This is a genomic window from Actinophytocola sp. (genome assembly GCF_036555685.1).
Classification (GTDB): Bacteria; Actinomycetota; Actinomycetes; order Mycobacteriales; family Pseudonocardiaceae; genus Actinophytocola.
This window is the reverse complement of record NZ_DATBKY010000028.1, coordinates 20,666-44,916: the sequence shown is the minus strand read 5'-3', so window position 1 is coordinate 44,916 and position 24,251 is coordinate 20,666. Positions and strand designations below refer to the sequence as shown.

At 72.5% G+C, this 24,251-nt stretch carries 17 protein-coding genes and 2 pseudogenes; 17 read left to right on the top strand and 2 right to left on the bottom strand.

The window, feature by feature from the left end; all coding sequences use genetic code 11:
- Positions 1-1,275 (bottom strand): glycoside hydrolase family 10-like protein (locus VH969_RS03155; RefSeq protein WP_331970031.1); only part of this gene is annotated, 1,275 nt, incomplete at its 3' end.
- Positions 1,276-1,720: 445 nt separating this feature from the next.
- Here VH969_RS03155 and VH969_RS03150 point away from each other — a divergent pair.
- Together VH969_RS03150 and VH969_RS03145 are read left to right on the top strand one after the other, a co-directional pair.
- On the top strand, positions 1,721-2,248 hold the full coding sequence (locus VH969_RS03150; RefSeq protein ID WP_331970028.1) for a MarR family winged helix-turn-helix transcriptional regulator: 528 nt from the start codon (positions 1,721-1,723) through the stop codon (positions 2,246-2,248).
- Positions 2,248-3,927, top strand: a complete 1,680-nt coding sequence (locus VH969_RS03145; RefSeq protein ID WP_331970025.1) for an MDR family MFS transporter — start codon at positions 2,248-2,250, stop codon at positions 3,925-3,927. The genes VH969_RS03150 and VH969_RS03145 overlap by 1 nt, the downstream gene beginning before the upstream one ends.
- Before the next feature lie 57 nt (positions 3,928-3,984).
- Here VH969_RS03145 and VH969_RS03140 read toward each other — a convergent pair whose 3' ends face one another.
- A complete protein-coding gene (locus tag VH969_RS03140) occupies positions 3,985-4,473 on the bottom strand; it encodes an inorganic diphosphatase (RefSeq protein ID WP_331970022.1) in 489 nt (162 codons plus the stop codon).
- A gap of 5,847 nt (positions 4,474-10,320) precedes the next feature.
- On the opposite strand from VH969_RS03140, the gene dacB reads away from it, so the two are divergent.
- The 15 genes and pseudogenes from dacB (at position 10,321) to folK (ending at position 23,894) form a co-directional block, all read left to right on the top strand.
- Positions 10,321-11,694 carry a D-alanyl-D-alanine carboxypeptidase/D-alanyl-D-alanine endopeptidase gene (gene dacB / locus VH969_RS03135; RefSeq protein WP_331970019.1) on the top strand — a complete coding sequence of 458 codons (1,374 nt, stop codon included), beginning with the start codon at positions 10,321-10,323 and terminating at the stop codon, positions 11,692-11,694.
- 40 nt (positions 11,695-11,734) lie between these two features.
- On the top strand, positions 11,735-12,862 hold the full coding sequence (locus tag VH969_RS03130; protein ID WP_331970016.1) for an Rv3626c family coenzyme F420 biosynthesis-associated protein: 1,128 nt from the start codon (positions 11,735-11,737) through the stop codon (positions 12,860-12,862).
- The gene (gene tilS / locus VH969_RS03125) at positions 12,852-13,814 is read left to right on the top strand and encodes a tRNA lysidine(34) synthetase TilS (RefSeq protein ID WP_414638419.1); all 963 of its coding nucleotides are present in this window, start codon (positions 12,852-12,854) and stop codon (positions 13,812-13,814) included. Before VH969_RS03130 ends, tilS begins: the two co-directional genes overlap by 11 nt.
- A gap of 18 nt (positions 13,815-13,832) precedes the next feature.
- Positions 13,833-14,387, top strand: coding sequence for a hypoxanthine phosphoribosyltransferase (hpt, locus tag VH969_RS03120; RefSeq protein WP_331970013.1), 555 nt, complete (start codon positions 13,833-13,835; stop codon positions 14,385-14,387).
- Positions 14,384-15,073: an ESX secretion-associated protein EspG gene (locus VH969_RS03115; RefSeq protein ID WP_331970010.1), complete on the top strand. Its 690-nt coding sequence runs from the start codon at positions 14,384-14,386 to the stop codon at positions 15,071-15,073. The genes hpt and VH969_RS03115 overlap by 4 nt, the downstream gene beginning before the upstream one ends.
- A gap of 121 nt (positions 15,074-15,194) precedes the next feature.
- Positions 15,195-15,560 carry a hypothetical protein gene (locus VH969_RS03110; protein WP_331970007.1) on the top strand — a complete coding sequence of 122 codons (366 nt, stop codon included), beginning with the start codon at positions 15,195-15,197 and terminating at the stop codon, positions 15,558-15,560.
- A gap of 88 nt (positions 15,561-15,648) precedes the next feature.
- Complete coding sequence (locus VH969_RS03105; protein ID WP_331970004.1) at positions 15,649-16,188, top strand: DUF3558 domain-containing protein; 540 nt, start codon at positions 15,649-15,651, stop codon at positions 16,186-16,188.
- Positions 16,189-16,197: 9 nt separating this feature from the next.
- Positions 16,198-17,550 (top strand): hypothetical protein, encoded by a 1,353-nt coding sequence (locus VH969_RS03100; protein ID WP_331970001.1) that lies wholly within the window; start codon positions 16,198-16,200, stop codon positions 17,548-17,550.
- A gap of 1 nt (position 17,551) precedes the next feature.
- Positions 17,552-18,292, top strand: a complete 741-nt coding sequence (locus VH969_RS03095) for an ESX secretion-associated protein EspG (protein ID WP_331969998.1) — start codon at positions 17,552-17,554, stop codon at positions 18,290-18,292.
- A 365-nt stretch (positions 18,293-18,657) separates the two neighbouring features.
- The gene (ftsH, locus tag VH969_RS03090; RefSeq protein ID WP_331969995.1) at positions 18,658-21,000 is read left to right on the top strand and encodes an ATP-dependent zinc metalloprotease FtsH; all 2,343 of its coding nucleotides are present in this window, start codon (positions 18,658-18,660) and stop codon (positions 20,998-21,000) included.
- Positions 21,001-21,084: 84 nt separating this feature from the next.
- A pseudogene (locus tag VH969_RS03085) lies at positions 21,085-21,312 on the top strand (GTP cyclohydrolase I); the annotation flags it as partial.
- A gap of 525 nt (positions 21,313-21,837) precedes the next feature.
- Positions 21,838-22,185: pseudogene (folE, locus tag VH969_RS03080) on the top strand (GTP cyclohydrolase I); the annotation flags it as partial.
- Positions 22,186-22,229: 44 nt separating this feature from the next.
- Complete coding sequence (folP, locus tag VH969_RS03075; protein WP_331970034.1) at positions 22,230-23,036, top strand: dihydropteroate synthase; 807 nt, start codon at positions 22,230-22,232, stop codon at positions 23,034-23,036.
- Positions 23,029-23,400, top strand: a complete 372-nt coding sequence (gene folB, locus VH969_RS03070; RefSeq protein WP_331969990.1) for a dihydroneopterin aldolase — start codon at positions 23,029-23,031, stop codon at positions 23,398-23,400. Before folP ends, folB begins: the two co-directional genes overlap by 8 nt.
- Positions 23,397-23,894 (top strand): 2-amino-4-hydroxy-6-hydroxymethyldihydropteridine diphosphokinase, encoded by a 498-nt coding sequence (gene folK / locus VH969_RS03065; protein ID WP_331969987.1) that lies wholly within the window; start codon positions 23,397-23,399, stop codon positions 23,892-23,894. Before folB ends, folK begins: the two co-directional genes overlap by 4 nt.
- Positions 23,895-24,251: the final 357 nt, after the last annotated feature.

The following is a 24,251-nucleotide window of genomic DNA, read 5'->3' as shown; positions in this document are numbered from 1 at the left end:
CGGGCCGGCGTGCTCGAGCCGTCCGGCGGTCGGCGGGACGGCCGGCTGGCCGTAGTGGTCCCGCTTCACGATCGACATGTGCTCGAGCTTGTTCGCCCGTACCTGCTTGGCCGAGAAGTAGATGTCGCCACCCACCTGCGGATACGACTCGTCGAACGTGAGGTGCTTGCTCATCTCGTTCGGGTCGTGCCACGGCGCGCCCTGCGCGGGATCGGCGACCTTGTAGTTGGCCTGTCCGATGTAGAGGTTCACGTCCGTGCCGTCGACCACGGCGGACCACCACGGCACGAGCTTCGCGTAGTCGGCGACCGCGAAGCCGATGTTCCAGTACACCTGCGGCGCGATGTAGTCGAGCCACTCCTCGCGCACCCACTTGCGGGTGTCCGCGTACAGGTCGTCGTAGGTCTGCACGCCACCCTGCGTGGGCGAGCCCTCCGGGTCGGTCGACGCGTTGCGCCAGATCGCGAACGGGCTGACGCCGAACTGCACCCACGGCTTCTCCGCGCGGATCGCGGCGGAGAGCCCGGAGATCAGCGTGTCGATGTTGTGCCGCCGCCAGTCCGCGATGTTGTCGAAATCGCCGCCGTACTCGGCGTAGGTGCCGGCGTCGTCGAAGGTCTGGCCGGCGACCGGGTACGGGTAGAAGTAGTCGTCGAAGTGGACCGCGTCGATGTCGTAGCGGCGGACCGCGTCCATGATCGCGTCGATCGTGAACCGCTGGACCGCCGGCAGGCCCGGGTCGTAGTACAGCTTGCCGCCATACGGGATGACCCAGTCCGGGTGCACGCGCGCGGGGTGGGTGGGCACGAGCTCGTCGACGTTGGTGTTCATGGAGATCCGGTACGGGTTGAACCAGCCGTGGAACTCCAGGTTGCGCTTGTGTGCCTCGGACACGGCGAACGCGAGCGGGTCGTAGCCCGGGTCCACGCCCTGCTGTCCGGACAGCCACTTCGACCACGGCTCGAGCGGCGAGGGCCAGAACGCGTCCGCCGTCGGCCGGACCTGCACGACCACGGCGTTGAGGCCGAGGTCCACGGCCTCGTCGTACCAGCGGAGCAGTTCGGCCTTCTGCTCGTCGGCGGACAGGCCCGGCCGCGACGGCCAGTCGATGTTGGTGACGCTCGCGATCCACTCGGCGCGTAGCTGCTGCTTCGGCGTCGCGGGGTCGGGCGCGGGGCAGTCCGCGCCACCGAGCGGGTCGGCCACGGCCGCGGCGGGGACGGTCAGCAGGGTGAACGCCACGATCGCGGCGCCGGCGAGACGGCGAAGACGCATTCGCGAATTCTGTCCCGCCGGCACCGTGCTGTAAACCGTGAGTACCTAACCAGTTGCTATCGATCAATCTGAATTGTCCACGACCTGCACGCTGCCACGCCGAGACCGGAGATGCCGCCATTGGCATACGCGGCGTAGCCGAAGATCGTGTACCAGCCTGGCTCAGGCGGCACGAGGGTGTCCTGGACCGTGCCGCTGTGCCGTCCGGGCCGACCGGAACGGTGTGTTCCGGCTGGCCCTCTTCACCCTCGAACGAGTAGGTGAACGTGGTCGCGCCGTCCTGCGGTGCTCGCCCGGGTAGTCGCGAAGTTGGTGATTCCTTTACAAAGGCGGCGTCAGCGGGATTCGGGTCACACCGGAACTCGGTTGCGGGAATATCCACGCCAGGAGGATGCTTGTATCCAGCAACTAGTTGGATGATGCAAGCAACGGGAGTTGAGCGGTCGTGGTCGCACCGGAGCAGGACGTGCTGACCGGCGAGCGGACCGAGTGGGAATTGGAGTGCGCGCGCCGGCTGGCCGGGGCTATGTTCGCCCTCGGCAAGCAACAGGCGAGCCTGGCCAACCGGATGAGCAAGGCGGGGGTCGACCGGTCGTCGATCGTGCTGCTCAAAACGCTGGTCATGCACGGCCCCAGCAGGTCGAGCGAGCTCGCCACGGCCGTGTACTCCGATCCCTCGACGGTCTCCCGGCAGGTCGCGGCGCTGGTCCGCGACGGGCTGGTGGAACGCCGCGCCGACCCGGAGGACGGGCGAGCCAGCGTGCTCGTCGCCACCGAGAGCGGCAAGGCGATGCTCGAGGAGCAGCGCAAGCGGATGGGGCTCGCGCTGGCGCGGGTGGTTCGGCAGTGGGAACCCGACGACGTGTCCCACTTCCTCGAGTTGCTGGAGCGGTTCGTCGCCGACCACGAACGCGCTTTACCGATGTTGATTGACGAATGCGCTGTCCGGGCGCGTTCCGAAGGGGAGAACTGATGTCCGAATCTGCCTCGCGCGCCTTGCCCGAGGCGTCGGCACCGTCCACGGGGGGACGGGGCGCGCTTTCGCACCGCGAGATCATGACGGTGCTCGCCGGGCTGATGCTCGGCATGCTGCTGGCCGCGCTCGACATGACGATCATGGCGTCGGCGACCAAGACGATCGCCGACAAGCTGCACGGCCAGACCATCCAGGCCTGGGTCACCACGGCCTACCTGATCACGTCCACGATCTCCACACCGCTGTACGGCAAGATGTCCGACATCTTCGGGCGCAAGCCGATGTACCTGACCGCGATCTCGCTGTTCCTGACCGGTTCGGTGCTGTCCGGCGTCTCCAGCTCGATGTACGAGCTGGCCGCGTTCCGCGCGGTCCAGGGTCTCGGTGCCGGTGGCCTGATGTCGCTGGCGCTCGCGATCATCGCCGACGTCGTCTCGCCGCGGGAACGCAGTCGCTACCAGGGCTACTTCATGGGCGTCTGGGGTATATCCAGCGTCGCGGGCCCGGTGGTCGGCGGCTTCTTCGCCGGTGCGGGCACGGTCTTCGGCATCGACGGCTGGCGCTGGGTGTTCCTGGTGAACGTGCCGGTCGGCATCATCGCGCTGGTCGTCGTCACCAAGTTCCTCAACGTGCCGCACAAGCGGGTCGACCACCGCATCGACTACTGGGGCGCGGGCGCCCTCACGGTCGCGCTGGTGCCGCTCCTGATCGTGGCCGAACAAGGCCGCGAATGGGGCTGGGGCGCCGGCCGGTCGATCCTGATGTACGTCATCGGCTTCCTCGGTGTGGTCGCGTTCATCGTCATCGAGCGGATGATGGGCGACGAGGCGCTGCTGCCGATGCGGTTGTTCCGCAGGTCGGTGTTCTCGCTGTCGAACGTGATCAACTTCGTGATGGGTCTCGGGATGTTCGGCATGATGATGTCGCTCCCGCTGTACCTGCAGATCGTCAAGGGTGCGACGCCGACCGAGTCCGGGCTGCTGACCCTGCCGATGACCGCGGGGATCATGACCGCGTCGATGGGCAGCGGCATCGTGATCTCCAGGACCGGGCGGTACAAGCGCTTCCCGATCGTGGGGCTGGCGATCGTGTCGGCGGCGATGTTCCTGTTCGCGCAGATCGGCGTGGACACGCCGATGTGGCAGACGATGGTCGTCATGGCGGTCGCGGGCGTCGGGCTGGGCCTGTGCATGCAGACCCTGATCCTGGCGATCCAGAACGACGTGCCAGCCAAGGACATGGGCGTGGCCACCTCGTCGGCGACCTTCTTCCGGTCGATCGGCGGCACGGTCGGCACCGCGGTGTTCCTGTCGATCCTGTTCGGCGTGGTCGGCACCAAGATCGCCAACGCGTTCGCCGCCGTGCGGACCGACCCGGCGTTCCTGGCCGCGCTGTCGCACAACCAGCAGTTCGCGCACACCCTGCAGGGCGGCGGAGGCGGCCTGGACCTGAACAACACGGAGTTCCTGAACACGCTCGACCCGGAGCTCGCCCGGCCGATCCTGACCGGGTTCGCCGAGTCCGTCGACACGGTGTTCATGGTCGGCGGGTTCGTGATGCTGGTGGCGTTCGTGCTGATGTGGTTCCTCAAGGAGGTTCCGCTTTCCGACAAGTCGGGCATCCAGCGGGTCGCCGACGACGAGGCGGCCGCGGCGGCGCCGGCCACGGTGCACTGAGTTTCGCCTGACCGGGGAGGTGCGGGGCCCCGCGCGCAACGCGCGCGGGGCCCTTTCTCACTGCTGGTGGTCCTTGAGCCGCTGGTAGGAACGCCTGATCTCGGCCTCGGCCTCCGTGCGGCCAACCCAGGAGGCGCCCTCGACGGACTTGCCGGGCTCGAGCTCCTTGTAGACCTCGAAGAAGTGCTGGATCTCCAGGCGGTGGAACTCGGCGAGGTGGTGGATGTCGCGCAGGTGCTCGGTACGCGGGTCCACGGCCGGAACGCAGAGGACCTTGTCGTCGCCGCCCTTCTCGTCCTGCATGCGGAACATGCCGATGGCGCGCGACTTGATCAGGCAGCCGGGGAAGGTCGGCTCGATGACCAGGACGAGCGCGTCCAGCGGGTCGCCGTCCTCGCCGAGCGTGTTCTCGACGAAGCCGTAGTCGGCGGGGTACTGGGTGGCGGTGAAGAGCGTCCGGTCGAGGCGGATCCGGCCGGTCTCGTGGTCCATCTCGTACTTGTTGCGTTCCCCCTTGGGGATCTCGATGGTGACGTCGAACTCCACGCTGTCCCCCTCACTCCGGTCAAGTCTTGCCGCGCTGCCCATTAGTGTGGACCACCGCGAGGAGGAAGACTTGGAGGGCACGTGCCGCAGCCAGGGGACACCAATGGCGACGAGGGCGCAGCCGGCCGCGCGCACAGCCCGGCGACCTGGCCCGTCTCCGATCTGGAGCAGGGCAAACGGCTGACCCGACCGGTGTCGCCGAGCACGCCGTCATCGCCTGCCGGGGCCGGCGGTTCCGACACGGCGACACCCCCCGCCGCGGGGCCTTCCGACGCGGTGGACGCAAAGGCACCAACCGACTCCGCCAAGGAGCGGACCCCCACTTCCGCCCCACCGGCCAAGCCGGCCGCTGCGGGTTCCGCCACACCCAAGGCGGTATCCGAGCCCCCCGCCGACTCGACGAAGCCCGCGACGGGTTCGCCGGAGAAGCCGGCACCGGCGACACCACCGAGCCCGCCGCAGTCCGAGGCGCCGGCCGGCGCGCAATCCGAGCGCTCACTGTTCGAGCCCTACATCCCACCGGCACCCCAGCCTCCGATCGCGGACGCGCCGGAACCGTCCCGCCTGGGCCACCGCTCGTGGTTCAAACCGCGAGCCAGCCGCACGCCGGCCGAGCCCGACTCCCGCGCAGCCGGCGAGACCTCGACGAAACCGGCGTCCCCGCCCGACTCGCCCACCGCCCGAGTGGCCGAGCGACGCCCGGCCGCGTCCCCCGACAAGCCAACACCCGACACACCGGCGGACGCGGAGCCGCGCCCACCGGCCGCGCCGAGCAGCCGGGGAACGGAGCCGCGGCCACCGGCAGCGCCGAAGCCAACTTCGGACGCGCCGAGCGGCCGTGTCGGGGAGTCGCTCCCATCCGCCGCCCCCAAGCCGACTCCGGACGTGCCAACCGATGGCGCGGAGCAGGGCCCATCAACCGGCCCGACGTCAGACGCCTCCGGCCGCCCAGCAGTGGAATCACCCCAGCCGGCCAAACCCGGTGCGGAACCGCACCCACCGGCCAAACCAAAGCCAGACTCGCCGAGCGACCAAGCCGCCCGTCCACCCGCCGCCCCCGAGAAGCCGACTTCCGATTCGTCCGCGGGGCGGGTGGCGGAGCCGCGTTCACCTGCTGTACCGGACAAGCCGTCCGCCGATTCGCCAACCGGTCGGGTAGCGGAGGCGCGCTCACCCGCTGCGTCGGACGAGCAGACCGGTGCGCCGCGGCCGTCGGAGAAGCCGTCTCCGGACTCGCCGCCCGGCCGGTTAACGGGTCCGGACAAACGGACCGGTGCGCCGGGCGAGCGTCTCGCTGAACAGCGCCCCTCGGCGGCGGAGAAGCCGGACTCGCCCGCCGGCCGGTCAGTCGAACCGCACTCACCCGACGCGCCGCAGGAGCAGACCGGTGCGCCGCGCCCGGCGGCCTCGCCGGACAAGCAGGCGGGTACACCAGCCGACCAAGTCACCGAGCCACGCCCACCGGCGACACAGACCAAGTCCCCGGAGGCACCCGGCGGCGGGGTCGCTGAGCCGCGCCCTTCGGCCACACCGGACAAGCCGTCGCCAGACGCATCCAGCGGCCAGCCTGCCGAGCGGCGCCCAACGTCGCCGCCAGCAGCCACGACGCCAGATTCTCCTCGTGGCCAAGCCGCGCCCGTGCCAGTCAAGCCGGCGTCCGACTCGCCCGGTGGCCGAACAGCCGAGTCGCGCCCGCCGGCGGCGCCGGACAAGGAGCAGGGCGGGCCAGTCGATCAACGCCCGCCGACTCCGCCGACCAGGCCGTCCCCGGACTCACCCAGCGGCCGCCTCGCAGACCCGCGCACTCCCGCGCCGTCGCCGGACGTGTCAGCCCCCGCCGCAACCGGCGATCCGACGGCCGAACCACCCGCGCCGACGCCCTCGCCCGCACCGTCGACGGATTCGCCCGCCGGCCGGGTCGCCGAGCCGCAACCACCCACCGCGCCCGGCAAGCGGCCGGACGCGCCGGCTGACCGGGTGGCCGAGCCTCGCCCGCCCGCCCAGCCTTCGCCGGGTTCACCCGCCGGTCGCGGAACGGAACCACACCCGCCGACCGCACCGGAGAAACCACCTGCTGACGCGCCCAGCGGCCGCGTCGCCGAGCCCCGGCCGCCTGCCCCACCGACCGAACCGGCGCCGGAGCAGCGAGGCCCGCAGGCTCCCGAATCGCCGAGTGGTCGGATTGCGGAGCCGCGTCAGCCTGCTTCGTCCGACATGCCCTCGGCCCCGCCGAGTGGCCGCACGGCCGAGCCGCGCCCACCCGCGGCACCAACCGGCCCGGCACCGGACGGACCGGAAAGCCGAGTAGCCGAACCGCGCCCGCCCGCTACGCCCGAGAGGCAGACGCCCGACTCGCCCAGTGGCCGGCTCGCTGAGTCGCGGCCGCCGACTTCGCCCGACCCGCAGTCGGGTGCGCCGAGCGGTCGTGGTGCCGGGCCGCGTCCGTCGGGTCCGCCGGCCGGGCCATCGCCGGACGTCTCCGGTGGCCAACTTGCTCAACCGCGGCCGCCTGCCGCGTCAGAGGGCCCGTCGCCCGATTCGCCTGCTGGTCGGGTTGCCGAGCCGGGCGCACCGGAGAAGCCGTCGCCGGACTCGCCCCGCGGTCGGGTCGCCGAGCCGCCGCTCGCCGCGCCGGATGCGCGGACCAGCGCTCCGGCCGTGCACCCCGCGGAGCCGCGTCAGCCGGTGCCCCCGGGCAAGCCGGATTCGCCAGGTGGTCGCGTTGCCGAGCCACATGCGCCTGCCGCACCGCGGCGGCCGTCGCCCGATTCACCTGCTGGTCGGGTTGCCGAGCCGGGCGCACCGGAGAAGCCGTCGCCGGACTCGCCCCGTGGCCGGGTCGCCGAGCCGCCGCCCGCCGCGCCCGACCGGACGAGCCCGCGCGACGGTCGGGTGGCCGAGCCGCGCCCGCGGACTCCGGACTCGCCTCGCGGTCGCGTTGCTGAGCCGCCTGTCACACCGGCCAAGCCGGCGCCCGACGCACCCGGTGGCCGGGTGGCCGAGCCGCGCCCGCAGGCGCCGGACTCGCCTCGGGGCGGTGCGCCGTCCACTGCTCAGCCTCCACATGAGACCGAGCGCCCGGCTACTCCGCCGCGTGGCAAGCCAATCGGCCGGCCCACTCCTTCGGACGAGCCGCGCCAAGGGCACGCGCCGATCGGTTGGCCGACCGCGCCACCGGATTCGCCGCGAGGTCGGGTAGCGGAACCGACCGAACGCCCGCCGACCGGCCCCCAGCCGCCACGCGCGGACGCACCCACGCAGGCCAGGCCTGACTCGCCGCAGGCACCGGCAACTCGCCCGCCATGGGCGCCGCCGGCTCCGCGCGACACCACCCAGGCGCCACCTGTTCGGCGGCCCGACCAGGCCACTCCGCCCCGCCCGGACTCGCCTCCGACGCCGGCCGGCCGCCCCGACTCGCCGCCGGCGCCATCGGCCGATCGCACGAGGTGGCCTCAGTCGCCGCCTGACGCACCCCCCGCCAAGCCGCCGGTTGAGCGAAGCTCACGGGCCGACGCACCGACTGAGCGGAAGTCGTGGCCGTTCGAAAAGCTGAGGCAGCTCGTCGAGCGTGCGACCCCTCTGGGTAGCCCGCCCAAGAAGCCGGACGAGCAGGCGCGTCCAGCGGAGGCGCCACCGGCGAAGCCGGATGAGCGGCCCGGAACGAAGTCGCCGAGCGACCGGACGGCGTGGCCGGACTCGCCTCCGGTGCGGGAGCGGCCCGCGCCCAAGCCGGACGAGCGAACCGGTCGTCCGCCGGCCGAGCCGGATGCGCGGCAGGGCTCGCAGACGAGACCGCCGACGGAGCGTCCGCGGCCGGACTCACCCCAGACGCGGCCACCAACCCGGCCGGATTCACCCCCGGCCGACCGTGCGCGCCCCGACACCCGACCGCCCGCCGAGCGAGTCCGCCCCGATTCCCCGCAGCCGCGCCCGCCGGCTGACGACACTCGGTCCGATTCGCAGCAGACGCGGCCGCCGGGTGAGCACCCCCGTTCGGATTCGCCGCCGCCGCCTCGAACCGACAGCCCATCGGCTGATCGGACCCGGCCGGAGGCGCCGCGAACCCGGCCACCGACGCGGCCTGACGTGCCGCCGGCGGACCGCGCGCGGCCGGATACCCGGCCGTCGGGTGAGCGGGTTCGGCCTGATTCGCCTTCGGCGCGGCCGCCGGCGGACGACACGCGGTCGGATTCCCAGCAGACGCGGCAGCCGGGCGAGCGCACGCGTCCGGATTCGCCGCAGACGCGACCGCCGACCCGGCCTGATGCGCGGCCGGGGGACCGGACGCGGCCGCCTGGTGAGCGCGCACGGCCGGACTCGCCGCCAACACGGCCGCCGGCCGCGCCTGATGCGTGGCCAGTTGATCGGACGCTGCCGCCTGAAGAGCGGGTTCGACCGGACTCGCCGTCGGCGCGCCCGGCTACGGACGACACGCGGTCGGATTCGCCGCAGACGCGCCCGCCAGGTGAGCGCACACGTCCGGATTCGCCGTCGGCGCGGCCGCCGGCTGATGACACCCGGCCCGATTCGCAGCACACGCGTCCTCCGGCCCGGCCGGATTCACCGACCGGTCGGACGGACTCGTCGCGGACCAGGCCGCCTGGTGAGCGCACGCGACCTGACTCGCCGCGGACGCGGCCGCCCGCTCGGCCGGATTCACCGGCGGCGAAGCCGCCTGTCGAGCGGGCGCGCCCGGATTCGCCTTCGACGAAGCCCGACGAGCGGCCGCCGGCGCTGCCCGACTCGCCCGAGACCAAGCAGCCGACCGATCGCACGCGGCCCGACTCTCCGACGACCAAGCAGCCCGCGGACCGCGGGCCGTCGGACGGGCAGCAGACTCGGCCGCCCAGCGAACGGGATCGCGCTGACCAGGCGGACGGGCCAACCACGCGGCCGCCAGGCGAGCGCACGCGGCCGCCGACCCGGCCGGATCGCACGCGGCCGTCCGGTACCCGCTCCGACTCGACCGAGACGCGGCCGCCCCGGGACCGGACTCGGCCGGATTCGCCGCCTGCGCCGCCGGTCGAGGAGCGGCGGGACTCGCAGCAGACCCGACCGCCCGAGGAGCGGAAGCGGCCGGACTCGCCGGACGCTCGGACGGATTCGTCGCGGACGCGGCCCTCCGGCGACGACACGCGAACCCGTCGCACCTCGCGCGACGACACGCGGCCGCGGCCGCCCGGTGACGACACGCGGACACGGCCAGATGACTCGCGCACGCGGCCCCCGAGCGATGACTCGCGAACGCGGCGGGACGACTCGAGAAGCCGGCGAGACGACGAGCGCACACGACGGGACGACACGCGCACACCGCGGGACGACTCCCGAACGCGACGCCCCGGCGACGAGCAGACCCGCCCGCCAGCCGACCGCACCCGGTCCGACGGCCCCCGGACGCGCCCACCGCAGGGCAGGCCACCAACAGAGCCACCCTCGCGCCCCCAAGGCGGACGGCACGCCGCCCACCCGCCGGCCGACCCACGCACCCGCCCGCCGGGCGGCCAGAGCCCCACCCAGCGGCCGATACAACGGCCACCCCAACGTCCGCCGGTCCAACGACCGGGCCCGCCCCCGGGCCGGATCGAGCCGCGCACCCCGCCGACCGGCTTCCGGGGCGAGGCGACGCAGTTCCTCCGCCCGTCGCGCAACAGCCAGGACGAGGCGACGCAGTTCATCCCGCTGCCGGTAATCCGGCCGACCGAGGTCCGACCGGGCGACGTCCGGCCTGCCAACGGCCGGCCGGCAACGCTGGACAAACCGGTCGAGAGGCCGGTCGAAGCACCGAAGAAGACCAAGCCACCGAAGACCAAGCCGCCAAAGACCGGAGAGCGACGCGGAAAGCCCCTGGTGATCACGGCGATCGCGATCGTCGCGGTCGTCGCCGCGGCGGCCGGCGTCGTCTTCGCCGTCCCCGGCCTGTCGGCCAAGCTCGGCCTGACCAGCGCCGAGGAGGTCGCGGTCGCCCCGCCGGCCCCGCCCGTCAAGTTCCAGCCGGGACTCCAAGCGCCCGGCCAGGACGCCCCCGCCCCGACCCCGGACGGCGTACGTGCCGCCCTCGCCGGGCCGACGAGCGCGGGTGAGCTGGGCACGCTCACCGGCGTCGTCTACGACCCGATGACCAAGGAAACCCTCTGGGAGAACAACGCGACGACCCCGCTCGTCCCCGCGTCGACCGGCAAGCTCCTCACCGCCACGGCCGCGCTGCTCAGCCTCGACCACACCGAGCAGCTCACGACGCGCGTCGTCGAGGGCGACCAGCCCGGTGACGTGGTCATCGTGGGCGGCGGCGACCCGACGGTCTCCTCGCTCAAGCCCGGTGTCGAGTCCGTCTACCCGGGCGCCGCGCACATCTCCGACCTCGTCGACCAGGTGAAGAAGAGCGGCGCGCAGGTCAGCACCGTGCACGTCGACCTCAGCCGCTACGAGGGCGACAGCATGGCGCCGGGCTGGTCCAACGCCGACATCGGCGCCGGCTACATCGCGCCCATGGTCCCCGCCATGCTCGACGGCGGCCGTGCGGATGCCAAGGAGCAGGACGGTCCCCGCACGTCCAACCCGGCCCGTCAGCTCGCGGAGGAGTTCGCCGCCCGAATCGGCGCCACGGTCGCCGACGGCGCGGAGACCAAGGCGAAGGACGGCGCGAAGGTCCTCGGCGAGATCAAGTCCGCGCCGATCGTCGAGCTCGTCGACAACATGCTGCACACATCCGACAACGTGCTCGCCGAGGCGGTCGCGCGGCAGGTCGCGAAGGGTGCGGGCGAGGAGGTGTCCTTCACCGGCGCGAGCAAGGCGACCATGGACATCCTGCGGAAGAACAAGTTCGACCTCGACGGCGTGAGCATGTCCGACGGCAGTGGACTGTCCACTCAGGACCGCGTGCCCGCGCGGCTGTTCGGCGAGATCCTCGGCGTGGCCGCGGGGCCGGACGGCAAGGACCCCCGCACCGCCAAGCTCCGGCCGCTCATCGGCGGGCTCCCGGTCGCCGGCGGCACCGGCACGCTCGACAAGCGTTTCGACGACGTCGGCGCCGAGGGCCGCGGCTGGGTGCGCGCCAAGACCGGCACGCTGTCCGGGGTCAACTCGCTCGCCGGCGTGGTCCTCGACAAGGACAACCGGCTGCTCGTGTTCGCGCTGATGACAAACGGCGGCGGCGCCACCCCGACGGTCCGCGACAAGCTCGACGTCGTCGCCGCGACCTTGCGCGGGTGCGGCTGCCGGTAGTCCACGGCCGTTTCACGAAACGTCAGGTAGCGTCGAACACATGAGCGCGGCGGCCAGCTCTGCGGAGACGACGGAAAGCCGGACACCGGTCGACTGGGGGATCGCCGTGTCCACGGCGCATGCCCTCATGAAGCCGGGACCGGCGGTGCCGAGGGCAGAAGCCGAGCGGACCGTCGAGCAGTTACGTGAGGTCACCGGTCCGGCCGAGGCGCACGTCCGCGAGCTCACCGGGCTCGGCGAGGGCCTGCCGCTGCTCCCCGGCGACGTCGTCGACCGGCGCGGCTGGGTGTCCGCGGCGGCCGAGGGACTCTCGATCCTCACCGAGGGCGCGCTACCCGGCGGCCCGAACCGGACGATCGGCCCCGTGCTCGCCACCAGCGCCGGCCTGCAGGCCGGCATGGTGCTCGCCTACCTCGGCGGCCGCGTGCTCGGCCAGTACGACCCCTTCGGTGGCGGCGACGGTGGCGACGACGGTGGCGACGTCGGCGACGGAGGCGGCCACCACAGCGGCCGGCTGCTGCTCGTCGCGCCCAACATCATTGCGGCACAACGGGCCCTGGACGTCCCGGCAGACGACTTCCGCCTGTGGGTCTGCCTCCACGAGTGCACCCACCGGCTGCAGTTCACCGCCGTGCCGTGGCTACGCGAGTACTTCGCCGGGCAGGTCCGAACGTTCCTCACCGGCCTCGACGAGACCGCGACCACCGCGCTGAGCAGGCTGCCCGACGTCATCCGGGCGGCGCGCCGGCGCACGGAGGAGGGCACGAGCGGCGGCCCGCTCGGCCTGATGGAGCTGCTGCAGTCGCCCCAGCAGCGCGAGGTGTTCGACCGCCTCATCGCGCTGTCCACGCTGCTCGAAGGCCACGCCGACCACGTGATGGACGCCGTCGGGCCGACGGTCGTGCCGAGCGTCGCCACGATCCGCGCGCGGTTCACCGCACGGCGCCGCGGCGGCGGGGTCCTCGACCGGATCCTGCGGACGATCCTCGGTGTGGACGCCAAGGTCAAGCAGTACGCCGTCGGCGCCGCGTTCACCCGGCACGTCGTGGACGCGGTCGGCATGGACGGCTTCAACGCGATCTGGACCTCGCCGGAGACCCTGCCGCTGCGCGCGGAGATGAGCGACCCGGCCGCCTGGGTGCGCCGCGTCCACGGCCGTGACGGATAGCCAGGCGGTCGCCGAGGTGCGCCGGGCGGTCCGGACGCTCCTCGACGAGTACGAGCCTGCCTCCGGCGTGCTCGCGGTGGCCGTTTCGGGCGGCGCCGACTCACTCGCGCTCGCCGCGGCCACCGCCCAGCTCGCGGCCCGCCGCGGCCTGACCCTGCACGGCCTCGTCGTCGACCACCAGCTGCAGCCCGGCTCGGCCGACGTCGCCGGACGCGCCGCGAAACAGCTGCGGGCACTGGGTTTCCCCGAAGTCCGCGTCCTCGAGGTCGACGTCCGCGGACCGGGTGGGGTGGAGGCCGCCGCCCGTCGAGCCCGCTACGCGGCGCTGCGCGAGGCGCTGCCCGCGCCCGACTCGCTCGTGCTCCTCGGCCACACCCGCGACGACCAGGCGGAGACCGTCCTGCTGGGGCTCGGCCGCGGGTCCGGCGCCCGGTCGATCGCCGGCATGCGCCGGCTCGACCCGCCGTGGGCGCGACCGCTGCTCGACGTCCCGCGCGCGGTCACCGCGGCCGCGTGCGCCGACCTGGGCCTCGACCCGTGGCAGGACCCACACAACGCCGACCCCGGGTTCGCCCGCGCCCGGCTGCGGCACGAGGTGCTGCCGCTGCTCGAAGACGTGCTGCAGGGCGGGGTCGCGCATGCGCTCGCGCGCACGGCCGCACAGCTGCGCGAGGACGCCGACGCGCTCGACGCGATCGCCGCGGAGGTCCGCGAGCGCGCCGGCAAGGAAGGTGAGCTCGACGTGGCCGAGATGGCCGGCGAGCCGCCCGCCGTGCGCCGCCGGGTGCTGCGGCGGTGGCTGCTCGACACGGGCGTCGCGGAGCTGACGGATGCTCATCTGCGCGCGGTGGACGCACTGATCGGTGAGTGGCGTGGTCAGGGCGGTGTGTGGTTGCCCGGCGGCTTGGAGGTGAGCCGGGCGCATGGCAGGCTCTCGGCGAGGCAACGGTGAGTTTCGAGAGGGGACCGCGTGTACGGCGACGACATCGCCTCCGTGCTGATCACTGAGCAACAGATCCAGGAGAAGATCCGCGAGCTCGCGAAACAGGTCTCCGACGACTACCCGGAACGCGGCGACCGCGACGACCTGGTGTTGGTGGCGGTCCTCAAGGGCGCGGTCATGTTCATGACCGACCTGTCCCGCGCGCTGTCCGTGCCGGTACAGATGGAGTTCATGGCGGTCAGCTCCTACGGCGGGGCGACCTCCTCGTCCGGTGTCGTGCGCATCCTCAAGGACCTCGACCGCAACATCGCCGGCCGGCACGTGCTGATCGTCGAGGACATCATCGACTCCGGCCTCACGCTGTCCTGGTTGCTGAAGAACCTGGAGACCCGCAGCCCCGCATCGCTCGAGGTGTGCACGCTGCTGCGCAAGCCGGACGCGGTGAAGGTCGAGGTGCCTGTCAAGTACGTGGGCTTCGAGATCCCCAACGAGTTCGTCGTCGGCTACGGGCTGGACTACGCGGAGCGCTACCGGGATCTGCCCTACATCGGCACGCTCGACCCGAAGGTGTACTCCTCTTGACCACTTTCCTCACCCCGCTGACGCTGGACTTCCTGTGGGAGTCACTCGATGCGGGGGAGCCGCCGTACCCGCTCGAGGTGATCTCGCACGGCACGACCGCCGACGAGCGCAGCGCGCTGCGCCGCCAGGCGACGGGTGAGCTGCAGGCGCTCGACGGGCGCGTCGAGGACTGGCTGTCGCTGCTCGCCCGCGCGGAACGCAGCATCGACTCGGTGTTCCAGGAGGAGAACCAGCCGCCGGTGTCGGTACTCGCCGTCGCGGCCGGCACCCAGGCGCTGCTCGCGACCCAGACCGGCGAAGGTCTGTGGCTGCGCCCGATCGACCCCGGCTCGCTCGCGTCGTCGGTGATCGGCTCGCTGCCACCCGCGCCGCGCGGCAGCGAGCCGTCGATCAGCGTCGCCGAGTCCGACCTGCCGCACGGACGCTCGCCCGCGGACCGGCAGGTCCTCGCGAGCCTTGCCAGGCAACGCAACCGCCGGGCCGGCCAGCTCGCCGTCAACGCCCGCAAGCCGCTCGGCGGGCGAACTCGCTCGCCGGTGCTGTCCTGGTTCGACACCGAGTCCGGCCGCTACCTGACCTACGCCAAGCGCGGCGCGGACGGGACCGACTGGATCACGATCGCCCCGGCCGACGCGCCCACGCTGCGTCACCGCCTCACCGAGCTGATGTCGGCGCTTCCCGTCTGATCCTCGCTGTTCCCTCGTTGTGCTGATTGACATCCGGACTGTCAGAGGGGTGCGTTAATCTTCTACACAGGGTTACGCGTCGCGCCTGGGGCGGCGCACTCGGTGACGTGAGGGGGATGGGATGTTCGAGGCCGTCGGCAGCGCGGTGGGTGCGTTCAGCAACGCGGCGGCGAGTGGTCAGGTGTCGATCGAGGCGGCGGCGGCGCAGGACGCGCTCGCGCGGATCGGCGACGTGAAGGACCAGCTCGCGCAGCTGCTGCACACGTCCGGCACCGGCGGGGGCGAGGTGCGCCTCGGCGCGAACCCGGTCGGCGTCGCGATGGCGCACAAGTCGATGAGCCGCTACGACGGGGACGACTCGTTCATGGCCGCCTTGACTCTGCTGCTGGAGCAGACCGACAAGGCCGAGCGCGCGTTGCGCCAATGCATCGACAACTATGTCGACATCGACGACGGGCACGCGGCGGACTACGGGCGCCAGGCGTGAGCCGAGCTTGCGGAGCGGACCGGCGAACAGCGGACCGGCGAACACCGGGCGACCGCGAGCGGCGGCACGGAGCATGCGAGAGGGCGTCGTGAGGCGAGCGGCGCTGTCGGTGGGCTGCGCGGCGCTGCTCGCCGGTTGCGGCTCCGCGACGGCCGGTGAGCCGGTTGCGTCCGAGCACGCCCGACCGTCCACCGTGGAGCCTTCGACGAGCGCGGCGGCGGAGTACTCGCTCGCGCACCTGTGCGACCTGCTGTCCCCGGAGGAGAGCAGCAGCATGGGCGGCGGCCGCGCGGGCAAGAAGGGCAACGCCCTCAACGACGGGCACGAGATCTGCGCCTGGGCCGACGAGATGAACCTGCTCATCGGCGTGCAGCCGGACATGCGGACCCATGGTGGCAACAAGGGCCCGAACATCACCAACAAGCCGGTGACCGTCGGCGGGATGGCCGCTGTCCTGTCTCACCAGACGAAGCCGTTCGTGCTGTGCCAGGTGCTGGTGAACCTGCCGAGCGGCAACCTGTACAGCGCCGGCGCCGGACCGCTTTCCCGCGGCGAGGGCAAGTACGACCCGTGCGAGCTCGCCATGCGAATGGGTGAGCTCACCGTGCCGAGAATCAAGGATCAGTAGGGGGAGACCATGGCGCCCAACCACCGCCACCACGGCCACTACGACACGCAGGACTACGCGAGCGACCAGGCGACGCGGACGCATCGCTCGATGCAGCACATGCCGTCCGAGGACCGGGTCGACCGCGGAGATCTGCAGGACTCGATCGCGGGCAGTCAGGCCGCGGAGCTCGCGCCCGAGGTCCGCATGGGCGACGACCGCGTGCTCGGCGACACGCCCAACTGGGAGGGCTTCACCAGCGAGCAGTTGTACGACTTCGCCACGAAGAACAACGAGCCGCCGTCCGCCGACAGCCTCGGGCGCGCCTTCAACGACGGCGGCAACAGCCTGGCCGACGCGGCCAACGGGCTGCTCGACGCGGTGACCCGGCTCGACGGCGCGTGGAGTGGCGTCGCGGCCGACTCCGCGCGGTCCGCGCTCGCGCCGCTCGCCCAGGCCGCCGGGCAGGCGGGCCAGACCGCGCAGATGATGGGCGTGCAGATGTCCCGCCAGTCGCTCGCCGCGGCCGAGGTGCGCAAGTTGCCGCCGGCGAAGACGTTCGACCGGCAGCGGTCGATGCAGGCGATGCTCGCCGGCGGACCGGCCGCGATGCAGGCCGACCTCAAGGCGCAGAAGGAGGCCGCGGACGCGGTCAAGCGCGAGCAGGTCTCCTATCTCGACGCGTACACGCAGGCCATGAGCGCGATCGACGCGCAGACGCCGAGCTTCGTGCCGCCCAAGGGCCGGATCCAGCCGGGCCACGGCGGCGACGCCCGGATCACGGCCAGCCCCGTGGCGTACGCGTCCCGGCACGGCCGCGGCGAGCAACCGACCTCGACCGGCGCGCCGTCCGGCGGCTACACCGGCGTCGGGCCGGGTGCGGGCGCCGGTCTCGCGGACAACCCGGACGGCTCGGACCTTGGCGACTTCACCTTGCCCGGCAGCCTGCCCGGCACGAGCACGGCCGGCTTCAACCCCGGTGGCACCGCGCCGGTGTCGGCACCATCCGCCCCGGTCGGCGCTCCGGCGCCGCCCGCCGCGCCCGCCGCCGGCGCGGGCGGGTTCGGCGGCGCGTTCGGCAACTTCGGCGGCGCGGTGAGCGGCGGCGCGGGTGCCGGGTCGGTGCCCGGTGCCTCAGGGCAACCCGGCGAGAGCGCACGTGGCGGCACGGGTGCGCGTGGTCCGGTGCCCGCCGCGGTGGCCGGGCAGGGCGCGGCCGGTCGTGGCGCGGCCGGCATGGGCGGTGCCGGTGGCCGCCGCCAGGACGAGGAGGACGACGAGCGCGACAAGCCGTCCTTCCTGCTGGAAGGCGACCCGGAGGGCACCTTCGGCAACGACCAGCTGGCGGCGCCGACGGTCATCGGCGCGGACGAGGACGACTGACGTGGCCGAGCGCCTCATCGCACCGCTCGCCCTCGACTTCCTCTGGGAGGCCCTCGACGCGGGCGAGATGCCCTACCCGCTCGAGGTCAGCTCGCACGGCGCCACGGTCGACGAGCGCAACGCGCTGCGCCGCCGGGTCCGCGAGGAGCTCGCGGCCGGCGGCCTGATCGACAACGTGGGCCGGCTCGAGCCCGAGCTGGCGGGCTGGCTCGGCACGCTCGCGCAGCCCGACATCAGCATCGACGCGGTGTTCCTGCCGGAGCTGGACGCGGTACCGGTGCTCGCGCTGGCCGCGTCCGGCCGGGCGGGCGCCGTGCTCGCCGTGCAGCAGCCCGACGGCCTGCGCCTGCGCTCGATCCACCGCGACGGCCTCGTGTCGGCCATCGTCGGCCTGTTGCCGGGCGCCCGGCGGGGCTCCGAGCAGTCGATCTCCGTGCCCGCCGAGGAGCTGCGGGCGGTCCCCGCGGGCGCGCCGGCCCGGGCGAGCACGCAGGAGACGCGCAAGGCGCTGCACACGCTGACCGCGATGCCGAACCACCGCGGCGGGCAGATAGGCGTCAACAGCCGCACCGACATGCGCGGCCGCCGCCGCTCACCGGTCCTGGCCTGGTTCGACAACGACTCGGGCCGCTACCTGACCCAGACCCGAGACGGCTGGGTGACCATCGCCCCGGCCGACGCGGCCGCCTTACGCCACCGAGTCGGCGAGCTGGTCACCGAGGTGACAACCGACCGCCGATAGGGCCTCCGGACGCGCCCCGCACGGTCGGGCCGGATACTCCGGCGCCCGTCCGATCCAGCCACCGGTGTCGCGCCGCGGTCGAACTCTGGTGCACCGACTCGCGCGATCTGCCGCGTGACCGCTCGGCCGGACTACCGTCGCCCACATCACGTCGCGGACCGTTGACCTGCAGCAGCGGCTCGGGAACCGATCCCGGCCCGTGGCCGTTCATCTGAAGAGAGCAAGCCCGCGGGTACTTCGCAGCGTGGGTGCTCTGCTGCGGGCGGTACGCTGGGTGGACCGGAGTGCCTTGTCCGGCCGGTAACGGGCGACGGTGCCCTAAATGCATGTCAGGGAGGGTCGGGCCGCACGGCGGCCGTAAGTTGATGGACCGCAAGCGCCTGCTGCGCAACCCGCTGGTGTGGATCTTGGTGGTGTTGCTGCTCTACTTCTTGATCAGCATGCTGTTCGACGACACGCGCGGCTACACGGAGGTGCCAACCTCCAAGGCCGTGTCGCAGATCACCAACGGCAACGTCGAGAAGGCCGAGCTCGAGGACAAGGAACAACGGCTCAAGCTGACCCTGCAGGACCCGATCGAGCAAGACGGTCAACGGGTCACCCAGATCATCACGCAGTACCCGGCCGCGGCGACCGGGGACATCTACCGTGAGCTGCAGGACCAGGCGAAGAACAAGACCGAGTTCAACACGACGGTCACCCAGGAGTCCTTCCTCACCCAGATCCTCATCTTCCTGATCCCGCTGGGCCTGCTGCTCATCCTGCTGATGTGGATGATGAACAACGTCCAGGGCGGCGGGAACCGCGTGCTCAACTTCGGCAAGTCGCGCGCCAAGCAGCTGCCGAAGGACATGCCGAAGACGACGTTCGCCGACGTGGCGGGCGCCGACGAGGCGGTCGAGGAGCTCTACGAGATCAAGGACTTCCTGCAGAACCCGGGCCGCTACCAGGCCCTGGGGGCGAAGATCCCGAAGGGCGTCCTGCTGTACGGCCCGCCCGGCACCGGTAAGACGCTGCTGGCCCGGGCCGTGGCCGGCGAGGCGGGCGTGCCGTTCTACTCGATCTCCGGTTCCGACTTCGTCGAGATGTTCGTCGGTGTCGGTGCCTCCCGCGTGCGTGACCTGTTCGAACAGGCCAAGCAGAACGCGCCGTGCATCATCTTCGTCGACGAGATCGACGCGGTCGGCCGCCAGCGCGGCGCCGGCCTCGGCGGCGGCCACGACGAGCGCGAGCAGACCCTCAACCAGCTGCTGGTCGAGATGGACGGCTTCGACGCGCGCGGTGGCATCATCCTGATCGCGGCCACCAACCGGCCCGACATCCTCGACCCGGCGCTGCTGCGCCCGGGACGGTTCGACCGGCAGATTCCGGTGTCCGCGCCGGACCTGATGGGCCGCAAGAAGATCCTGCAGGTCCACTCCAAGGGCAAGCCGCTGGACGCGGACGTCGACCTCGACGGCCTGGCCAAGCGCACGGTCGGCATGTCGGGCGCGGACCTCGCCAACGTCATCAACGAGGCCGCGCTGCTCACCGCGCGCCAGAACGGCTCCACGATCAACGGCGCCGCGCTGGAGGAGTCGGTCGACAGAGTCGTCGGCGGGCCGGCCCGCAAGAGCCGGATCATCTCCGAGAAGGAGAAGAAGATCACCGCCTACCACGAGGGCGGGCACGCGCTCGCCGCGTGGGCGATGCCGGACCTCGAGCCGGTGTACAAGCTGACGATCCTGCCGCGCGGCCGCACCGGCGGGCACGCGCTCGTCGTCCCCGAGGACGACAAGCAGCTGATGACCCGCTCGGAGATGATCGCCCGGCTGGTGTTCGCGCTCGGCGGCCGCTCCGCGGAGGAGCTTGTCTTCCACGAGCCGACCACCGGTGCGTCGTCGGACATCGAGCAGGCCACCAAGATCGCGAAGGCGATGGTGACCGAGTACGGCATGTCGGCCCGGCTGGGCGCGGTCAAGTACGGACAGGACCAGGGCGACCCTTTCCTGGGCCGCTCGATGGGCCACGCGCCGGACTACTCGCTGGAGGTCGCGCACGAGATCGACGAGGAGGTGCGCAAGCTCATCGAGGCGGCGCACACCGAGGCGTGGGACGTGCTCAACACCTACCGCGACGTCCTTGACAACCTGGTGATCGAGCTGCTCGACAAGGAGACCCTGCAGCGCAAGGACCTCGAGCGGATCTTCTCGAAGGTGGAGAAGCGCCCGCGGATCACCGCGTTCAACGAGTTCGGCGGCCGCACGCCGTCGGACAAGCCGCCGATCAAGACGCCCGGCGAGCTGGCCAAGGAGCGCGGCGAGCCGTGGCCGCCGGTCCGCGAGGAGCCGGAGCCGACCCCGGTCCGCACTGCGCCCGGCGCGGGCGAGCTGCCCGGCGGACCGCCGCGGCCGAACCCGGAGCCGCCCGGCAACGGCGCCGGCCCGAACGGCGTGCCCGGCCCCGGCTACGGCCAGCCGTACCCCGGATCGCCCGGGCACGGTCAGCCCTACCCCGGTGGGCCCGGCTCGGGCCGTAACTCGGGTCCGCCGAACTACGGCGCACCGCCCGGGTGGACGCCTGCCACGACCCCGACGGGTCACCCGCACAACCAGTGGCATCCGTCGTGGGAGCAGCAGCAAGGCCCCGATGACCGCACTCGCGACCAGCGCGGACCGTCCGACCCGGAGGACCGCGGTCGCGGCTCCGAGTGGGATAGTGGCCGCTGAGTCGCGGAGGCACATTTGACAGCTGACAGCTCCGGCAACGGGTCCGGGCAGGGCCCGCTGTACACCAGCGACGGGCCGCTGCCCATGTTCGACCAGGCCCGCGCCGAGAAGGCGGTCCGCGAGCTGCTGCTGGCGTGCGGCGAGGACCCCGACCGGCAGGGCCTGCAGGACACGCCGGCCCGGGTCGCGCGTGCGTACCTGGAGATGTTCGGGGGGCTCTACACCGACCCGGACTCGGTGCTGGACAAGACGTTCGACGAGTGCCACGACGAGCTGGTGCTGGTCACCGACATCCCGACGTACTCGACGTGCGTGCCGGGGCGCCAGCCGGTGAACGTGATCAGCGGCCCGCGTGCCGCCGAGGACGTGCGGCCCGGCGACCAGCTCTGGACGCTCGCCGAGGGCCGCGTCGAGCCGACGACGGTCCTGCGCGTCACCGCGCGGTCGGCCCGCCAGCTGGTCGAGGTGGTCACGGCGTCCGGCAGCTTCGTCGTCACGCCCGACCATCCGCTCGCGACACCGGACGGCTGGGCCGAGGCCGGCTCGGTGGCCGGCAAGGCGATCGAGTGGACCGAGCCGAACCGCCTCGGGTCGCGGTCGCTGTCGTACGCGATCCCGACCCGCCGGCGGCCGCAGAGCCGCGAGGACGGCACGGGCTGGTGGCGCCGGCACGGGTTCGCGCAGGAGGCGCACCACACCGAGCTGATCGAGTCGCGGTGGACGCCGGTGTCGGCGGTGCGCCCGATCGAGGCGCCCGCCTCCGCGCCGTTCACCGTCTACAGCTTCAACTGCGACCCGCACCCGACGTTCCTCGTCGAGGGCCACCTGACCCACAACTGCGAACACCACCTGGTGCCGTTCCATGGCGTCACGCACGTCGGCTACATCCCGAACAAGCAGGGCAAGGTCACCGGGCTTTCGAAGATCGCGCGGCTGGTCGACCTGTACGCGAAGCGCCCGCAGGTGCAGGAGCGGCTGACCTCGCAGATCGCGGACGCGCTGGTGCGCAAGCTCGAACCGCGTGGCGTGATCGTCGTGGTCGAGGCCGAGCACCTGTGTATGGCGATGCGCGGCATCCGAAAGCCCGGCGCGCGCACCACCACGTCGGCGGTGCGCGGGCTGCTGCGCTCCCAGCCGTCGTCGCGGGCGGAGGCGCTCGAGCTGATCCGCGGGCGGCTTCGGTGAGGACGCCGCACCCGGCGCTGCCGCAGCCCGGTCGCTGCGTGGTGATGGGCGTGCTGAACGTGACCCCGGACTCCTTCTCAGACGGCGGCCGCTACCTCTCGTTCGACGACGCGCTCGCGCACGGCGTGGCGCTGTGGGAGGCGGGTGCGGACCTGGTCGACGTCGGCGGCGAGTCGACCCGGCCGGGCGCCGAGCGGGTGGACGCGGAGACCGAGATCGCCCGCGTGCGACCGGTGATCGCCGGGCTGGCCGCGGCGGGCGTCGCGGTCAGCGTGGACACGACGCGCACGCGGGTTGCCGAGGCGGCGCTCGACGCGGGCGCGCGGGTGGTCAACGACGTGTCCGGCGGGCAGGCGGACCCGGGGATGGCGCGGTTCGTCGCGGAGGCGGACGTGCCGTGGATCCTCATGCACTGGCGGGGGCACAGCCGGGACATGGACTCGCTGGCCACCTATGACGACGTCGTCACCGACGTGCGCGACGAGCTCCGCGCCCGGGTCGACGCGGCGGTGTCGGCGGGCGTGGACCCGTCGGCGCTCGTGCTGGACCCCGGGTTGGGGTTCGCCAAGCGGGGCGTGCACAACTGGGCGCTGCTGCGGCGGCTGGACGTGTTGCGGGAGCTGGGTTTCCCGGTGCTGGTCGGCGCGTCGCGCAAACGTTTCCTGGGGACGTTGCTGGCGTCCAAGGAGGGCACACCCCGCCCGCCGGACGGCCGGGAGGAGGCGACGGCGGCGATCACGGCGCTGGTGGCGGTCGCCGGCGCGTGGGGGGTCCGGGTGCACGACGTGACCCGGTCGCTGGACGCGGTCGCGGTGGCCGTCGCGATGTCGGAGGACTGTGCGGATGACTGACCGGATCACGCTGACGGGCCTGCGGGTCTTCGGCCACCACGGGGTGTTCGACCACGAGAAACGCGACGGGCAGGAGTTCGTCGTGGACCTCACGGTGTGGGTGGACCTGAACCACGCGGCGGCGACCGACGAGCTAGACGACACCCTGAACTACGGCGCCCTGGCCGAACGCGCGGCGAAGATCGTCGGTGGCAAGCCGCGGAACCTGATCGAGTCGGTGGGCGCCGAGATCGCGGACGAGGTCATGCGTGACCCGCGCCCGCATGCGGTAGAGGTGACGATCCACAAGCCGAACGCCCCGATCCCCCTGGACTTCGCCGACGTCGCGGTGACCGTCCGCCGCTCCCGCAAGAGCCGGGGATGACCCGCGCGGTCCTGTCGATCGGCTCCAATCTGGGGGACCGGCTCGGCTACCTGCGGCTCGCGGTGGCCGGCTTCGCGGACGTACTGGTCGCCACCTCACCCGTGTACGAGACGAAGGCCTGGGGCGTCGAGGACCAGCCGGACTTCTTGAACGCGATCCTCGTGGTCGACGACCCGTCCGCCGACGCGTGGGCGTGGCTGCGCCGCGGTCAGGTCCTGGAGTCCAAGGCGGAGCGAGTCCGTGACCAGCGCTGGGGGCCCCGCACGCTGGACGTGGACGTGGTCACAGTGGACGGTGTGACGAGTGATCACCCGGACCTGCTGCTCCCACACCCCGGTACCCCCGACCGAGCCACGGTCCTGATCCCGTGGCTGGCGATCGACCCGGAAGCCGTCCTCCCCAACCACGGCCCGATCCGCGAACTCCTCGACGCACTCCCCGAAGAGTCCAAAAGAGACGTCCACCTCCGCGAGGACCTGACCCTGACCCACTGATGCTCCGTGGATCGCCCCAGCGCCACCATCCCGGCGGACCCATCCCCGGCAGTTGTCCACAACCGCCGGACCTATCCACAGCCGAGCAGCAAACTCCGGGAAATGTCCGCCAAACGGGGTAACGTCAAGTCGGGGGGACCAACCCCGGGTGGGTGGGCCCCTGCCCGGGGGGCGTCAATCGAGTCCGCGTTGGCTGCCTGCCGCGGGTGTCCAGAGCGGACCACGGCGGGACCGCACCCGGGCATGGGATCGAGTGGTCGAGGGCCTCGGCAGCCTCGCCGATCGGACAAGTGTCCACTATGTACGCATCGGAAGCCCGAGGTGCGGCCTGGCGGTGTGGCCGGGCCACGACCGACG

Excerpts from the sequence above, each read along its gene's own strand:
- VH969_RS03145 (WP_331970025.1), top strand. The coding sequence starts at position 2,248 with ATGTCCGAATCTGCCTCGCGCGCCTTGCCCGAGGCGTCGGCACCGTCC.
- VH969_RS03130 (WP_331970016.1), top strand. The coding sequence starts at position 11,735 with ATGAGCGCGGCGGCCAGCTCTGCGGAGACGACGGAAAGCCGGACACCG.
- VH969_RS03110 (WP_331970007.1), top strand. The coding sequence starts at position 15,195 with ATGTTCGAGGCCGTCGGCAGCGCGGTGGGTGCGTTCAGCAACGCGGCG.
- VH969_RS03100 (WP_331970001.1), top strand. The coding sequence starts at position 16,198 with ATGGCGCCCAACCACCGCCACCACGGCCACTACGACACGCAGGACTAC.
- ftsH (WP_331969995.1), top strand. The coding sequence starts at position 18,658 with ATGGACCGCAAGCGCCTGCTGCGCAACCCGCTGGTGTGGATCTTGGTG.
- folP (WP_331970034.1), top strand. The coding sequence starts at position 22,230 with ATGGGCGTGCTGAACGTGACCCCGGACTCCTTCTCAGACGGCGGCCGC.
- folB (WP_331969990.1), top strand. The coding sequence starts at position 23,029 with ATGACTGACCGGATCACGCTGACGGGCCTGCGGGTCTTCGGCCACCAC.
- folK (WP_331969987.1), top strand. The coding sequence starts at position 23,397 with ATGACCCGCGCGGTCCTGTCGATCGGCTCCAATCTGGGGGACCGGCTC.